This window comes from Streptomyces sp. NPDC057963, assembly GCF_042887155.1.
Taxonomy (GTDB): domain Bacteria; phylum Actinomycetota; class Actinomycetes; order Streptomycetales; family Streptomycetaceae; genus Streptomyces.
In genome coordinates this window covers 307,728-321,526 of the sequence record NZ_JBHVPX010000002.1, presented here as the reverse complement: position 1 = coordinate 321,526, position 13,799 = coordinate 307,728, and the positions used below count along the sequence as shown (strand labels likewise).

Genomic DNA, 13,799 nt, shown 5'->3' with positions numbered 1-13,799 from the left:
CGCCTACAACGTGCGCAGCAGCACCGCCGGTTGTTCCACGCAGTCGGCCACGTAACGCAGGAAGCCGCCCGCCGTACCGCCGTCGCAGACCCGGTGGTCGAAGGTCAGCGAGAGCTGGACGACCTGTCTTACGGCCAGCTCGCCCTCGTGCACCCACGGCTTGGGCACGATCCGGCCGACGCCCAGCATCGCCGCCTCCGGGTGGTTGATGATCGGGGTCGACCCGTCGACCCCGAACACCCCGTAGTTGTTCAGCGTGAACGTCCCGCCCGTCAGCTCCGCCGGGGTCAGCCTCCCGGTCCGGGCCGCCTCGGTCAGCCGGGCGATCTCGGCCCCGATCGACTCCGCGTTCCGGGCCTGCGCGTCCCGTACGACCGGGACGACCAGTCCCCGCTCGGTCTGCGCCGCGAACCCGAGATGGATCTCCGGCAGCCGCACTATCTCCCGCGCCTCCGGATCCACCGTGGCGTTGAGCTCGGGGAACCGGGCCAGCGCGGCAGTGCAGACACGAGCCAGCAGGGCGAGCACCGACACCTTGGGCCCCGCGGCCGTACCGCCGGCGCTGTTCATCGCCGATCTGGCCGCCATCAGCTCGGTGGCATCGGCGTCGACCCAGCACGTGGCATCGGGGATTTCCCGTCGGCTGCGCGCCAGCTTGTCGGCGACCGCGCCCCGTACACCGCGCAACGGAATACGCTCCCCGGCCGGGCCTGCGACCTTGCGCCCGACCGACGGCTGCACTGGAGGCAGCGGCGCCGCTGCGGAAGGCGCCGCTACGGAGACCGGCTCAGAGACCGAAACCGGCTCGGGCATCGGAACCGACTGCGGGATCGCGGTCGGCGAAGGAGCCACCACGCCGGCTGCCAGTGCCCTGATCGCCGACTCGACATCGGCACGCATGATCAGTCCCTCGGGCCCGGAGCCCGCCAGTTGCCGCAGATCGAGGTCGTGCTGCCGTGCCAGCTTCCGAACCAGCGGGGAGACGACGGCCACCGGGCCCTGCACACCCTGGGGCGCGTCCGGAACAGACGCGGGGGCTGCGGCCACCGCCGTCACCTGTGCGACACCAGGCACCGGCACCGCCTCCGGGCGGACCCGTCGGCGGCGCGCCACCGGCGCACCCGTCCCGTACCCGACCAGCACATTGCCGGACGGCTCCACCTCACCGGCACCGGAGCCGGAACCCGCCCCGCCCGGACCGGACCCGGAACCTCCGGCCGACGCCACCGCGCCGTTCCCCGACCCCGAGCCCGTCATTCCGGCCGGCCCCGGGGAACCCGCCGCCCCCAAGGTCCCCTCGGACCCCACGGCCACCGTCAACAACGGCGCCCCGACCGGAAGCTCCGTGCCCTCCTCGCCGAACCGCGCGGTCACCACGCCTCCGTACGGGCACGGCACCTCCACCATCGCCTTGGCCGTCTCGACCTCGACGACCGGCTGGTCGATGGCGACGACGTCGCCGACCTCCACCAGCCAGCGCACGATCTCCGCCTCGGTGAGCCCCTCGCCGAGGTCCGGGAGCTTGAATTCGAGTACCTGTGGCATCAGCTCTCCGCCTCCCACTGCAAGCGGGCGACCGCGTCGAGCACCCGGTCCACGCCCGGCAGATGGTGCCGCTCCTGCATCGGCGGCGGATACGGAACGTCGAACCCGGTGACCCGCAGCACCGGCGCCTCCAGGTGGTGGAAGCAGCGCTCGGTGACCCGGGCCGCTATCTCGCCGCCCGGACCGCCGAAACCGGAGGATTCATGGACGACGACCGCGCGCCCCGTGCGCCGCACGGAAGCGGCGACGGTCTCGTCGTCGAACGGCACCAGTGAGCGCAGATCGACGACTTCGAGGTCCCACCCCTCTTCGACGGCGGCTTCCGCGGCCTCCATGCAGACCGGAAGCGACGGCCCGTACGTGATCAGCGTCGCGCTGCGCCCGGTCCGGCGGACGACGGCCCGTCCGACCGGTTCCACGGCCACCGGTGCCTCGGGCGACCAGTCCGACTTCGACCAGTAGAGCCGCTTGGGCTCCAGGAAGACCACCGGATCGTCGGAGGCGATCGAGGCCCTCAGCAGCCCGTACGCGTCCTCGACAGTGGCGGGCGTGACGACATGGAGACCGGGCGTCGCCATGTAGTACGCCTCCGAGGAGTCGCTGTGGTGCTCGACACCGCCGATCCCGCCGCCGTACGGCACCCGGACCGTGATCGGCAACGGCATGGCACCGGCCGTCCGGTTCCGCATCTTGGCGACATGGCTGATGAGCTGCTCGAACGCCGGATAGGCGAAGGCGTCGAACTGCATCTCCACCACGGGCCGCAGCCCGTACATCGCCATACCGACGGCCGTGCCGAGGATGCCCGCCTCGGCCAGCGGGGTGTCCGTACAACGGTCCTCGCCGAACTCCTTCACCAGACCGTCGGTGATCCGGAAGACCCCACCGAGCGCGCCGACGTCCTCACCGAGGACGTGCACCGTCGGATCCTCGGCCATCGAGTCGCGCAGCGCTCGTCCGAGCGCCTGCGCCATGGTGGCGGGTTTGGCCTTCGCCGTCCGCCCTCCGGCCGGCGCCGCTGCGGTGGTCATCGCCCCTCCTCCATGTCATTGCCGTGCTGGTCCTGCTCGGCCTCCAGCTCGACCCGCAACCGGGCGGCCTGCTCCCGCAGTTGCGTGGTCTGTTCCGTGTACACGTGGGCGAAGAGATCCATCGGGTCGAGCACCGGATCGGTGTTCATGCGCTCGCGCAGAGCAGCCGCCATCCGCTCCGCGTCCACGCGCGCCTCCTCGATCCCGTCGTCACCGAGCAGCCCCCGCCCGGTCAGCTCCCGTTCCAGGAGTTGAATCGGATCGTGCGCACGCCACGCCTCCACTTCGCTGTCGCCGCGGTAGCGCGTGGCGTCGTCGGCGTTCGTATGGGCGTCCATGCGGTACGTCACCGCTTCGACGAGCGTCGGCCCGCCACCGCTCCGGGCCCGTGCCACCGCCTCGCCGAGGACCTGGTGCACGGCGACCGCGTCATTGCCGTCCACCAGCCGGCCCGGCATCCCGTACCCCACGGCCTTGTGCGCCAGGGACGGCGCAGCGGTCTGCTTCGCCAGCGGCACGGAGATCGCGAAGCCGTTGTTCTGCACGAGGAAGACGACCGGAGCCCGCCAGACGGCCGCGAAATTCAGTGCCTCGTGGAAGTCGCCCTCGCTGGTCCCTCCGTCACCGACCATGGCCAGCGCCACCACGTCGTCGCCCTTGAGGCGCGCCGCGTGTGCCAGGCCCACGGCGTGCGGCAGCTGGGTGGCGAGGGGGGTGCAGAGAGGCGCGATGCGGTGTTCTCGCGGGTCGTAGCCGGTGTGCCGGTCGCCGCGCAGCAGCGTCAGTGCCTCGACCGGGTCCAGGCCGCGCGCCACGGCCGCCAGCGTGTCGCGGTAGCTGGGAAAGAGCCAGTCCCGCTCCTCCAGCACCATCGCGGCCGCTATCTCGCAGGCCTCCTGCCCCGTGCTCGACGGGTAGACGGCGAGCCGGCCCTGCTTGGTGAGAGCGGTGGCCTGCGCGTTGTACCGCCGGCCGCGGACCAGCTCCGCGTAGAGCCGCAGCAGCAGCTCGGGGTCGGCGTCGGCCACGGCATCCGTACCGAGCACGCGGTACGGCTCGGGGTCCGGGAGCAGCGGCGCGGGATCGGTGAGCGGCTTCCAGGCCGGGGGCGGCGTGGGCCGGTAAGCGGCCGCGCCGGGCAGCTCTTGGACCGTCATGACAAGCACCTCCTGGCATCGAGGGGTTTCGAGCGGCGTCGGTCGGCTTCGGGGGTCGTCCGATGCCGAGGGGTGTCGAAATACATCGAAATGTCGAGCACTGTCCGAGGCGCTGATGTGGCGTGCCTCACCTACCGATTGTTCGGTCGCGAGCGCATTTTGGCTACAGGCGCCTTCAGCCTGTGGACAAACGGTTATCCACAGCCTGGGATAGGGGCAGGTCGTCCAGGACAGGGAGGCGCGGGCACATGTCAGCTGAACAAATGGCCGAGGGGGGCGAGGGTCCCGGCCAGACTCCGCCCGCGCGCCCGCTGGACGCAGTCGACCGCGACATCCTGCGGTTGCTCCAGACGGACGGCCGCGCCTCGATACGCTCGGTGGCCGACCGCGTCCATGTGTCCCGGGCCAACGCGTACGCCCGGATCAACCGGCTCATCGACGACGGCGTGATCCGCGGTTTCAGCGCGCGCGTGAACCATGAGCGGGCGGGGCAGGGGGCCTCGGCGTACATCACGCTCAAGATCGTCCAGAATTCCTGGCGCACCGTGCGCGAGCAGCTCCAGGCGCTGCCGGGGGCCACTCACATCGCGCTCGTCAGCGGCGACTTCGATGTCCTGCTGCTGGTGCACACCCCGGACAACCGGTCGCTGCGCGAACTGGTCCTGACCAAGATCCAGGCCATCCCGGAGGTGCTCTCGACCCGCACGCTCCTGGTCTTCGAGGAGACGGACCTGGCCCCGAACCCGGCCAGACCCACCGAGCTCACGTAACGGGGCCCCGTAACCGGAAATCAGAACGTTTCGGCCCCGCAGCTGAGCCGCCCGACGGCCGCCCAGCGACTGGACGGCCCAACGGCTGGACCGCTCAGCTGCTGGACCGCATCCCCTCGAAGGCCACCAGAACGAGCGTGTCCGCCAGCCGCTCACCGTCGACGCCGCCGTCCGGCTGCGGCCGATACCACTCCACCAGGGAGTTGACCATCCCGAAGAGCAGCCGCGTCACCAGTCGTATGTCCACGTCGGAGCGGAGATCGCCGTCCGCGACCGCGGCCCTGAGGAGGTCGGTCACCCGGTGGTCGAACTCGCGCCTCCGCTCCATGGCCCATCGCTCGGTCTTCGTGTTGCCCCGTACGCGCAGCAGCAGCGTGACGTAGGGAAGTTCGGCTATCAGCACGTCGACGGTGCGACGGGTGACGTACTCGACCCGTTCGATCGCACGCCCCTGCGTCGCCCCCGGCTCGTCGAGAATGCCGAAGAGACCGTCCAGCGCCCGGCTCACCGCGCGGCGGAGCAGCTCCTCCTTGCCCGCGACATGGTGATAGATGGACGACTTGGAGATGCCCGCAGCCCTGGAGAGATGCTCCATGGACGTGCCGTCGTAGCCGCGCTCGTTGAAGACACGGACGGCGACGGTGAGCAGAGTCTCCGGGGTGTACGTGTCCCGCTTGGCCGTGGTCATGTCCGCGATCCTCCCCTACGAGTTGTCCACAGGTTTGGCGGGCCCCCTTGTCCCGACCGATCGTTCGGTTACTCTAACTCTGTCCGCCCGTTCCTGCCCAGCTCGCTGAGGAGTTGGTCCGTCATGGCCGCCGAGCTCTCCCCGCACCTGCTGTCCGAGAAGCACCGCCCCACGCTCGACCAAGCCCTCGACGCGATCCGTACGCGCGCCTACTGGTCCCCGCATCCCGAGCATCCGAAGGCATACGGCGAGGGCGGCGCCCCCGGCAGCCTGAGCCCCGCCGAGGGCAAGGCCGCCTTCGACGCCGTGCTGCACACCCGGCTGGACCTCGGCCAGCCGGGCACCGACGGCTGGACGGGCGGGGAGATCTCTCCGTACGGGCCGGAGCTGGGGGTCGAATATCCGCACGTCGACCTGGATGTCCTGCTGCCGGCGATGCGTGCGGGTATGGCCGCCTGGCGTGCGGCGGGTCCCGAGACCAGGGCCCTGGTCTGCCTGGAGATCCTCGCGCGGATCAGCGCCAGGACCCATGAGTTCGGCCACGCGGTGATGCACACCAGCGGCCAGGCCTTCATGATGGCGTTCCAGGCGGGCGGCCCGCACGCCCAGGACCGCGGCCTGGAAGCGGTGGCGTACGCGTACGAGGAGCAGATCCGCACCCCGCAGAGCACCGACTGGTCCAAGCCTCAGGGCAAGCGCGACCCGCTGCAGCTGCACAAGTCGTTCACCGCGGCCCCCCGCGGCATCTCGCTCCTGATCGGCTGCAACACGTTCCCCACGTGGAACGGCTATCCGGGCCTCTTCGCCTCCCTGGCCACCGGCAATCCCGTCCTGGTCAAGCCGCACCCGCGCGCCGTGCTTCCGCTCGCGCTCACGGTGCAGCTGGCCCGCGAGGTGCTCGTCGAGGCGGGCTTCGATGCCAACCTGGTCGCCCTGGCCGCCGAACGGCCGGGCGAAGGCATCGCGAAGACTCTCGCGGTGCGCCCCGAGATCAAGATCATCGACTACACCGGCTCCACCGCCTTCGGCGACTGGCTGGAGACCAACGCCCGCCAGGCCCAGGTCTACACGGAGAAGGCCGGAGTTAACACGATCGTCCTCGACTCCACCGACAACTACCGGGGGATGCTCGCCAACCTGGCGTTCTCCCTCTCCCTGTACAGCGGCCAGATGTGCACCACCCCGCAGAACCTGCTGATCCCCCGGGACGGCATCACGACCGACGACGGCGACAAGACGTACGACGAGGTCGTCGCCGACATCGCCGCCGCGGTGAACGGCCTGCTGGGCGACGACACCCGGGCGAACGCGCTGCTCGGCGCACTGGTCAACCCCGAGGTGAAGGCCCGCTTGGAGGCGGCCGCGGCGCTGGGTGAAGTCGCCCTGCCCTCCCGCGAGGTGGCCAACCCGGAATTCCCCGACGCCGTGGTCCGCACCCCCGTCGTCGTCAAACTGGACAGCACCAAGCCGGACGACGAGGAGCACCTCCTGTCGGAGTGCTTCGGACCGGTCTCCTTCGCCGTAGCGGTCGACTCGACAGCTGGCGCCGTGGAGCTGCTCCGCCGCACGATCCGCGACAAGGGCGCGATGACGGTCGGCGCGTACACCACTTCGCCGGAGGTGGAGCGCGTGGTGGAGGACGTCTGCCTGGACGAGTCGGCGCAGCTCTCGCTGAACCTGACGGGCGGGGTGTACGTCAACCAGACCGCGGCGTTCTCCGACTTCCACGGCTCGGGCGGCAACCCGGCGGCGAATGCGGCTCTGTGCGACGGAGCGTTCGTGGCAAACCGCTTCCGCACAGTGGAAGTCCGCCGCCAGGCATAACCCGCACCGCTCTCCCGGGCCCCTCTCCAGCCCCTCGGGCGTTCGAGGAGCAGAGGTCCGGGGGACGGAGCCTGCGCTTACGGAAAGGGGAGGGCGGGGCAACGAACCCGCCGCAGACTCCCTGCAGACTCCCTGCAGACAGCCGCTCCGCGCCCGCCCCGCCTACCGCGCTGTCCCCGGAATCTCCGCGTACCGCTGCACCCACGCATGCATGGCAATCGCGGCCGCGGCCCCCGCGTTGATCGAGCGCGTCGATCCGAACTGTGCGATGGAGCACACCGTCGCCGCGTGCTCGCGGGCCTCTTCCGTCAGTCCGGGCCCTTCCTGCCCGAAGAGCAGCACGCACCGCCGCGGCAGCTCGGTCCGCTCCAGCGGAACCGCCCCCGGCAGATTGTCGATCCCGATGATCGGCAGCCCCTCCGCCGCCGCCCATTCGGTCAGCGACTGCGTGTCGGGGTGGTGCCGCACATGCTGGTACCGGTCGGTGACCATCGCACCGCGCCGGTTCCAGCGCCGCCGGCCCACGATGTGGATCTCCTTGGCGAGGAAGGCGTTCGCGGTTCGCACCACGGAGCCGATATTGAAGTCGTGGCCCCAGTTCTCGACCGCCACATGGAAGTCGTGCCGTCGCAGATCGAGATCGGCGACGATCGCCTCCCGGGTCCAGTACCGGTAGGCGTCGCCGACGTTACGCCGGTCGCCGTGGGCGAGCAGCTCGGGGTCGTACCGCTCGTCCACGGGCCAGGGCAGTGGGTGTGGTCCGACGCCGATCTCCGTTCCGAACCCGTCGTCGTACTGCATCGGTTCCGTGGCCGGGCCGGGTTCCGCCGCCGGTACGGGCGCGACGGCCGGTTCATGTCCTGGGGACTCCTCGGTCAGCGGTTTCCCGCCGGCACTGCCAGTGCCGCCCATGCCGTCGGTGCTGCTGCCGCTCTCACTACTCACCCCACGAGCGTATGGCCCCCGTCGCCGCTGTGCTGCGGGGCCTCCTCGTCATCGACGGCACGCCGCTGCCCCGGCACCTTGCCCCTGCGCGAGAACAGCAGCTCCCGTCCGAGGGTCACGCGGCCGCCGAGCCAGACCAGGAAGACGGTCGGCAGGAAGACGGAGTCGGCGGCGATCATCGCCATCGAGAAGAAGGGCAGCCCGAGCAGCAGGGCGATGCCGGCGTGCTCGCAGATCATGGCGACGAGCAGGACGTTCTTGACCCGCCGGTTGAACAGGGTGAAGGGAAAGGCGACCTGAACGATGACCGTGCCGTAGGTCAGCAGCATCACCATCACGCCGCTGGCCGCGAGAATGTCCGACAGTCCGGGCCAGGGCGTGAAGTAGTCGAGCTTGAGCGGGTAGTACAGCGCCGTGCCGTCCTGCCACCGCGACCCCTGGATCTTGTACCACCCCGCCGTCGCGTAGATCATGCAGACCTCGGCCGCGATCACGACAAGGGTCGCGTTGTGGGCGAGATTGGCGATGACATCGAGCAGGGTGCGCGCTTCGCTGTCCGGCGCACGGCGGTTCACGACCCACCAGGCGCCCTGGCCGGCCCAGAGGAGCCAGAAGAGAGCCGGCAGCCACGTGGTGCCGCCCAGACCGTCTGTCACGGTGGCCGCGATCAGAGCCAGGCCGAGGAGCACCCAGAGAATCGGGCCGGCCACGTCCCGCGGCGCCGAACGCCGAAGGGCGGCGATGTCCGCATCCGTATCCGCGTCAGTCGGCAGCCCCGGTGTGCGGCCCGCACACCCCGCCGCTCCTGCGCGATCTGCACGGCCTGCGCGCCGGGCGTCCAACGACCAGACCTGCCCGCAGCGCGTCAGCACGAGGTAGATCGCCATGAGATGGATGACGTTGTCGCCACCGTCGCCCATGAAGATGCTGCGATTCTGCAGGGAGAGCACACCGACCATGAAGAGGACCGACATGGCGCGGGTGTGCCAGCCGACCATGAGCAGTGCGGCGGAGAGCAGCGCCACCGCGTACACGATCTCGAACCAGACCGTGCTGTCCGACCACATGAGCGTGGTGAAGGCTTGGTTGCCCGATATGAGCTGCTGCGCCATGTCCCAGCGCCATGGGGCGTCGGGACCGTACATCTCACGGCGGTGGGGGAGTTCACGCAGGAGGAACAGCAGGTAGGTGGCGGAGAAGCCGATCCGGATGACGGCGCTCTGGTACGGGCCGAGCGCCGAGGAGGTGATGCGCTGGATGCCGCGGGCGAGCCTGCGATCGAAGGTTGGCGTGCTCACTTGTCCGCCCCCTTGGCATTCTCGGGGAGATCGGCCGGGGTAATGGTCCACCACGGCAGCACCCGGTAGGACGGCTTCGTGCTGATCTTCTCCTCGCTCCAGCCCGGCGCCGCGATGGACCGCACCTCGGAACGGATCTGAATGCGCTCCACGGTGCCGCCGTAGTCGTGCTCGCTGAGGCGCCGCATGGCGATACGGCGGATGTAGCGCTCGGAGAGCTCACCGCGCAGGCCGTTCGCCCGGTCCTCGTTGTCGTGCGAGTTGATGTAGAAGTCCCAGCTGCGGCGCAGCTCGTTCTGATGGATGTGGCTGGGGAGAAGATTGCCGCGTATCGCCTTCTCGTCCTCACCGGAAAGACTCATCCAGGAGGTGGTGCGGCGGCGGTCGGCGCCGGCTATCTCGGCTCGCACGTGAACGGCCACGTTCTGCTGGAGGGGGTTCGGGGCGAAGAGCTTCCAGTTCTGTTCGAACTCGGGATAGATCCAGTCGTCGACCGCTTTGCCGTGCTGCTTGGTCAGGGTGTTGGAGGGCGCGACGTGCAGGAACACCATGGCCAGCTGACCGCACGCGGCCAGCCCGATGACGGACAGCGCGATCGCGGCAACGATCTGGTACGGAAGCGACAGGGCGGCGATGCCGCCACGAGGAGGTGAACCCGGCTCCCGACCGGCGCCCGGCGATGTGCCCTCGCCCTGCCCCGGCCCAGGCCCGGCGCCCCCGCTCCCGCTCTCGGCACCCCTGTCGTCGTACGAATCCATCCCGCCCCGATCCCCGTCGATCCCCGGTCAGTTATCCACAGGGTTGACACCCTACGGGCCGCCGACTCACCATTGAAGACATTGAACCGAACGATCGGTCGGTCGGTAGGGAGTCCGGGATGACGGCAGTGACTGCGGACCAAGCGGCGCAGGCGGGACCAGGCAGGCCCGAAGGGGCGGACGAGGCCCTGGAAGCGGCTTTCGACGCCGCGGTGGCTGCGGACGAGCGCATCGAGCCGCGCGACTGGATGCCTGATGCGTACCGCGCTTCGCTGGTCAGGCAAATGGCCCAGCATGCCCATTCCGAAATCATCGGAATGCAGCCGGAGGCCAACTGGATCTCGCGAGCGCCCTCGCTGCGCCGCAAGGCGATCCTGATGGCCAAGGTGCAGGACGAGGCCGGGCACGGGCTCTATCTGTACAGCGCCGCGGAGACCCTCGGCACTGGCCGCGAGGAGCTGCTCGACAAGCTCCACGCAGGCCGCCAGAGGTATTCCTCGATCTTCAACTACCCGACGCTGACCTGGGCGGACGTGGGCGCGATCGGCTGGCTCGTCGACGGCGCCGCGATCACCAACCAGGTACCGCTCTGCCGCTGCTCCTACGGCCCGTACGCCCGGGCGATGGTCCGCATCTGCAAGGAGGAGTCCTTCCACCAGCGCCAGGGATACGAGCTGCTGCTCACCCTCAGCCGCGGCACCCCGGCGCAGCACGAGATGGCCCAGGACGCGGTGGACCGCTGGTGGTGGCCGTCCCTGATGATGTTCGGCCCGCCGGACGACGCATCGGCCCACTCGGCGCAGTCGATGACCTGGAAGATCAAGCGGCACTCCAACGACGAGCTGCGGCAGCGCTTCGTGGACATCTGTGTCCCCCAGGCCGAAGCGCTCGGACTCACCCTTCCGGACCCGGATCTCCGGTGGAACGAGGAGCGTGGGCATCACGACTTCGGGGCGATCGACTGGAAGGAATTCCAGGAAGTCCTCAAGGGCAACGGCCCGTGCAACGAGCAGCGCCTCACCCAGCGGCGCCGGGCGCACGAGGAGGGCTCCTGGGTCCGGGACGCGGCAGTCGCGTACGCGGAGAAACACGCAGCAGTACCCGACGGGGAGGCGACAGCATGAGCAGCTCGACCGAATGGCCGCTGTGGGAGGTGTTCGTGCGTTCGCGCCGCGGGCTGTCCCACACCCACGCCGGCAGCCTGCACGCCCCGGACGCGGAAATGGCCCTGCGCAACGCGCGCGATCTGTACACACGCCGATCCGAGGGAGTCTCCCTCTGGGTGGTCCCCTCCGCCCAGGTCACGGCCTCCTCGCCGGACGAGAAGGACTCGTTCTTCGAGCCGGCCGGTGACAAGCCGTACCGGCACCCGACGTTCTACGAGATCCCGGAAGGGGTGAAGCACCTGTGACCGCAGCCCTCGCCCTGGGCGACGACGCGCTGGTGCTCTCGCACCGGCTGGGGGAGTGGGCCGGCCACGCCCCCGTGCTGGAAGAGGAAGTGGCCCTGGCCAACATCGCGCTGGACCTGTTGGGGCAGGCCCGGGTACTGCTCTCCCTCGTCGGGGACGAGGACGAGCTGGCGTATCTGCGCGAGGAACGCGCCTTCCGCAACGTCCAGCTGGTCGAGCAGCCGAATGGCGACTTCGCCTGCACCATCGCCCGCCAGCTCTACTTCTCTGCCTACCAGCGACTGCTGTACGAGCAGCTGGCGGCCGGTGGGAGCCCGTTCGCCGGGCTGGCGGCTAAGGCGGTCAAGGAGGTCGCGTACCACCAGGACCACGCGGAGCACTGGACGCTCCGGCTCGGCGACGGCACAGCCGAGAGCCATGAGCGGATGCAGCGCGGGGTCGACGCCCTGTGGCGGTTCACCGGCGAGCTGTTCCAGCCCGTGGAGGGCGTGGAGATCGACTGGCAGTCACTGCACAGCGGCTGGCTGGAGTCCGTCACCGCGGTACTGGAAAAGGCCACGCTGACCGTGCCGACGGGACCGCAGTCCGGAGCGTGGACTGCGGGCGCGGGCCGCCAGGGCATCCACACCGAACCCTTCGGCCGGATGATCGCCGAGATGCAGCATCTGCATCGCAGCCACCCGGGGGCGTCATGGTGACCGGAACACTCCTGGAGGAGGAGCTGTACAGGCTCGCAGGGTCCGTGCCCGATCCCGAACTGCCCGTGCTGACCCTGGACGAGCTGGGGGTACTCCGGGGCGTGGATGTGGTCGCGCCCGGCAGGGTCACCGTGCGTCTCACCCCGACCTACACCGGCTGTCCGGCGATCGAGGCCATGTCGTCCGACATCGAGCGGGTGCTTCATGACCACGGCATACCGGAGGTCTCCGTGGTCACTGTGCTCTCACCGGCCTGGTCGACCGACGACATCAGCGCGGCAGGGAGGCGCAAACTGGCCGAGTTCGGCATCGCGCCCCCGCGCCCGCACGACGCCACGGCATCCTCGGACGGCCCGGTGCCGCTCACGCTCTCGGTGCGCTGCCCGCACTGCGGCTCGACCGATACGGAGCTGCTGAGCCGGTTCTCCTCCACCGCCTGCAAGGCGCTGCGCCGGTGCGTGACGTGTCGCGAACCGTTCGACCACTTCAAGGAGTTGTAGATGTTCCATCCGCTCCGGGTCCGCGCGATCGAACGGCTCACGGACGATTCGGTGGCCGTCACCCTCGCCGTGCCGCCCGAGCTGCGCGAGACCTTCCGCCACAAACCCGGTCAGCACCTCAATGTGCGCTACATCGTGGACGGCGAGGAGATCCGCCGCTCGTACTCGATCTGCTCCCCGGCCGCGGAGGAACCGGCCGACCCGGTGCTGCGTGTGGGCATCCGGCTCGTCGACGGCGGCGCGTTCTCCACGTACGCGCTGAAGGAACTCGCCGTCGGTGACCTGGTCGAGGCAATGGCCCCCATGGGCCGCTTCGTGCTCACGCCCCGCGCCGGACATTTCGCGGCGATCGTCGGGGGCAGCGGGATCACCCCGGTGCTGTCGATCGCGGCAACGCTGCTGGCGCGGGAGTCCGACGCCCGTTTCTGTCTGATCCGCAGCGACCGGACAGCGCTGTCGACGATGTTCCTCGACGAGGTCGCCGACCTCAAGGACCGCTACCCGGACCGGTTCCAGCTGATCACAGTCCTCTCCCGGGAGGAACAGCAGGCAGGTCTCCCGTCCGGCCGGCTGGACCGGGATCGGCTCGTCGAGCTGCTGCCCGCGCTGCTTCCGGTCACGGAGGTGGCGGGCTGGTACCTGTGCGGACCGTTCGGACTCGTGCGGGCGGCCGAAGGCGCGCTGCACGGCCTCGGCATCGACCGGACCCGTATCCACCAGGAGATCTTCCATGTGGACGACGGTCCGAACGCGCCCGCCCGTACCCCGGCCGAAACGCCCGCCCACAGCAGGCTCACCGCGACCTTGGACGGCCGCTCCGGAACCTGGCCGGTGCAGGATGGCGAATCACTGCTGGAGACAGTGCTGCGCAGCCGCTCCGACGCCCCATACGCCTGCAAGGGCGGTGTGTGCGGGACCTGCCGGGCGTTCCTGGTCTCGGGAGAGGTGCGGATGGACCGCAACTTCGCGCTGGAGCCCGAAGAAACGGGAGCCGGCTATGTACTGGCATGCCAATCGCATCCGGCCACTCCGGAGGTGGAACTCGACTTCGACCGCTGAGCGTCGGCCTCTGGCCCCTGGCCACACCCCAGTTCACCCACCCAGCCCCACGCATCCACGCATCCACGCATCCGAGCCTCCCCTCCTGTTCCCTTCTCATAGAACGTGTTCTATC

At 69.8% G+C, this 13,799-nt stretch carries 14 protein-coding genes; 7 read left to right on the top strand and 7 right to left on the bottom strand.

Features of this window, described 5'->3' with window-relative positions; all coding sequences use genetic code 11:
• Positions 1-3 precede the first annotated feature (3 nt).
• From ACFVT1_RS05180 to pdhA, 3 genes are read right to left on the bottom strand one after another with little or no spacing between them, the layout of a single operon-like run.
• A complete protein-coding gene (locus ACFVT1_RS05180) occupies positions 4-1,545 on the bottom strand; it encodes a dihydrolipoamide acetyltransferase family protein (protein ID WP_389792686.1) in 1,542 nt (513 codons plus the stop codon).
• A complete protein-coding gene (locus tag ACFVT1_RS05175) occupies positions 1,545-2,576 on the bottom strand; it encodes an alpha-ketoacid dehydrogenase subunit beta (RefSeq protein WP_389792684.1) in 1,032 nt (343 codons plus the stop codon). The genes ACFVT1_RS05180 and ACFVT1_RS05175 overlap by 1 nt, the downstream gene beginning before the upstream one ends.
• Entirely contained in the window at positions 2,573-3,733 is a 1,161-nt protein-coding gene (gene pdhA, locus ACFVT1_RS05170) for a pyruvate dehydrogenase (acetyl-transferring) E1 component subunit alpha (RefSeq protein ID WP_389792682.1), read from the bottom strand. The genes ACFVT1_RS05175 and pdhA overlap by 4 nt, the downstream gene beginning before the upstream one ends.
• A gap of 263 nt (positions 3,734-3,996) precedes the next feature.
• Between pdhA and ACFVT1_RS05165 the strand changes: the two genes are divergently transcribed.
• Positions 3,997-4,503, top strand: coding sequence for an Lrp/AsnC family transcriptional regulator (locus ACFVT1_RS05165; protein ID WP_389793341.1), 507 nt, complete (start codon positions 3,997-3,999; stop codon positions 4,501-4,503).
• A 94-nt stretch (positions 4,504-4,597) separates the two neighbouring features.
• Here the strand turns inward: ACFVT1_RS05165 and ACFVT1_RS05160 are convergent, their stop codons facing one another.
• Entirely contained in the window at positions 4,598-5,191 is a 594-nt protein-coding gene (locus ACFVT1_RS05160; RefSeq protein ID WP_389792680.1) for a TetR/AcrR family transcriptional regulator, read from the bottom strand.
• A gap of 123 nt (positions 5,192-5,314) precedes the next feature.
• On the opposite strand from ACFVT1_RS05160, the gene paaN reads away from it, so the two are divergent.
• Entirely contained in the window at positions 5,315-7,015 is a 1,701-nt protein-coding gene (gene paaN / locus ACFVT1_RS05155; RefSeq protein ID WP_389792678.1) for a phenylacetic acid degradation protein PaaN, read from the top strand.
• Positions 7,016-7,177: 162 nt separating this feature from the next.
• Here paaN and ACFVT1_RS05150 read toward each other — a convergent pair whose 3' ends face one another.
• From ACFVT1_RS05150 to ACFVT1_RS05140, 3 genes are all read right to left on the bottom strand, one after another.
• Positions 7,178-7,816: a TrmH family RNA methyltransferase gene (locus ACFVT1_RS05150; protein WP_389793340.1), complete on the bottom strand. Its 639-nt coding sequence runs from the start codon at positions 7,814-7,816 to the stop codon at positions 7,178-7,180.
• 140 nt (positions 7,817-7,956) lie between these two features.
• Complete coding sequence (locus tag ACFVT1_RS05145; RefSeq protein ID WP_389792676.1) at positions 7,957-9,258, bottom strand: HTTM domain-containing protein; 1,302 nt, start codon at positions 9,256-9,258, stop codon at positions 7,957-7,959.
• On the bottom strand, positions 9,255-10,016 hold the full coding sequence (locus ACFVT1_RS05140; protein ID WP_389792674.1) for a DUF5819 family protein: 762 nt from the start codon (positions 10,014-10,016) through the stop codon (positions 9,255-9,257). Before ACFVT1_RS05140 ends, ACFVT1_RS05145 begins: the two co-directional genes overlap by 4 nt.
• 119 nt (positions 10,017-10,135) lie before the next feature.
• Here ACFVT1_RS05140 and paaA point away from each other — a divergent pair, with 119 nt between their 5' ends.
• The 5 genes from paaA to ACFVT1_RS05115 are packed head-to-tail and all read left to right on the top strand — an operon-like array spanning position 10,136 to position 13,684.
• Positions 10,136-11,140 carry a 1,2-phenylacetyl-CoA epoxidase subunit PaaA gene (paaA, locus tag ACFVT1_RS05135; protein WP_389792673.1) on the top strand — a complete coding sequence of 335 codons (1,005 nt, stop codon included), beginning with the start codon at positions 10,136-10,138 and terminating at the stop codon, positions 11,138-11,140.
• Positions 11,137-11,427 (top strand): 1,2-phenylacetyl-CoA epoxidase subunit PaaB, encoded by a 291-nt coding sequence (gene paaB, locus ACFVT1_RS05130; protein WP_362192615.1) that lies wholly within the window; start codon positions 11,137-11,139, stop codon positions 11,425-11,427. Before paaA ends, paaB begins: the two co-directional genes overlap by 4 nt.
• Positions 11,424-12,125 (top strand): 1,2-phenylacetyl-CoA epoxidase subunit PaaC, encoded by a 702-nt coding sequence (paaC, locus tag ACFVT1_RS05125; protein ID WP_389792670.1) that lies wholly within the window; start codon positions 11,424-11,426, stop codon positions 12,123-12,125. The genes paaB and paaC overlap by 4 nt, the downstream gene beginning before the upstream one ends.
• Positions 12,119-12,625, top strand: a complete 507-nt coding sequence (gene paaD, locus ACFVT1_RS05120; RefSeq protein ID WP_389792668.1) for a 1,2-phenylacetyl-CoA epoxidase subunit PaaD — start codon at positions 12,119-12,121, stop codon at positions 12,623-12,625. Before paaC ends, paaD begins: the two co-directional genes overlap by 7 nt.
• A complete protein-coding gene (locus ACFVT1_RS05115; RefSeq protein ID WP_389792666.1) occupies positions 12,626-13,684 on the top strand; it encodes a 2Fe-2S iron-sulfur cluster-binding protein in 1,059 nt (352 codons plus the stop codon).
• The last annotated feature ends 115 nt before the right edge of the window (positions 13,685-13,799 follow it).

Coding starts and splice junctions, on each gene's coding strand:
- ACFVT1_RS05180 (WP_389792686.1), bottom strand. CDS start 1,545: ATGCCACAGGTACTCGAATTCAAGCTCCCGGACCTCGGCGAGGGGCTC.
- ACFVT1_RS05175 (WP_389792684.1), bottom strand. CDS start 2,576: ATGACCACCGCAGCGGCGCCGGCCGGAGGGCGGACGGCGAAGGCCAAA.
- pdhA (WP_389792682.1), bottom strand. CDS start 3,733: ATGACGGTCCAAGAGCTGCCCGGCGCGGCCGCTTACCGGCCCACGCCG.
- ACFVT1_RS05165 (WP_389793341.1), top strand. CDS start 3,997: ATGGCCGAGGGGGGCGAGGGTCCCGGCCAGACTCCGCCCGCGCGCCCG.
- ACFVT1_RS05160 (WP_389792680.1), bottom strand. CDS start 5,191: ATGACCACGGCCAAGCGGGACACGTACACCCCGGAGACTCTGCTCACC.
- paaN (WP_389792678.1), top strand. CDS start 5,315: ATGGCCGCCGAGCTCTCCCCGCACCTGCTGTCCGAGAAGCACCGCCCC.
- ACFVT1_RS05150 (WP_389793340.1), bottom strand. CDS start 7,816: ATGCAGTACGACGACGGGTTCGGAACGGAGATCGGCGTCGGACCACAC.
- ACFVT1_RS05140 (WP_389792674.1), bottom strand. CDS start 10,016: ATGGATTCGTACGACGACAGGGGTGCCGAGAGCGGGAGCGGGGGCGCC.
- paaA (WP_389792673.1), top strand. CDS start 10,136: ATGACGGCAGTGACTGCGGACCAAGCGGCGCAGGCGGGACCAGGCAGG.
- paaB (WP_362192615.1), top strand. CDS start 11,137: ATGAGCAGCTCGACCGAATGGCCGCTGTGGGAGGTGTTCGTGCGTTCG.
- paaD (WP_389792668.1), top strand. CDS start 12,119: ATGGTGACCGGAACACTCCTGGAGGAGGAGCTGTACAGGCTCGCAGGG.
- ACFVT1_RS05115 (WP_389792666.1), top strand. CDS start 12,626: ATGTTCCATCCGCTCCGGGTCCGCGCGATCGAACGGCTCACGGACGAT.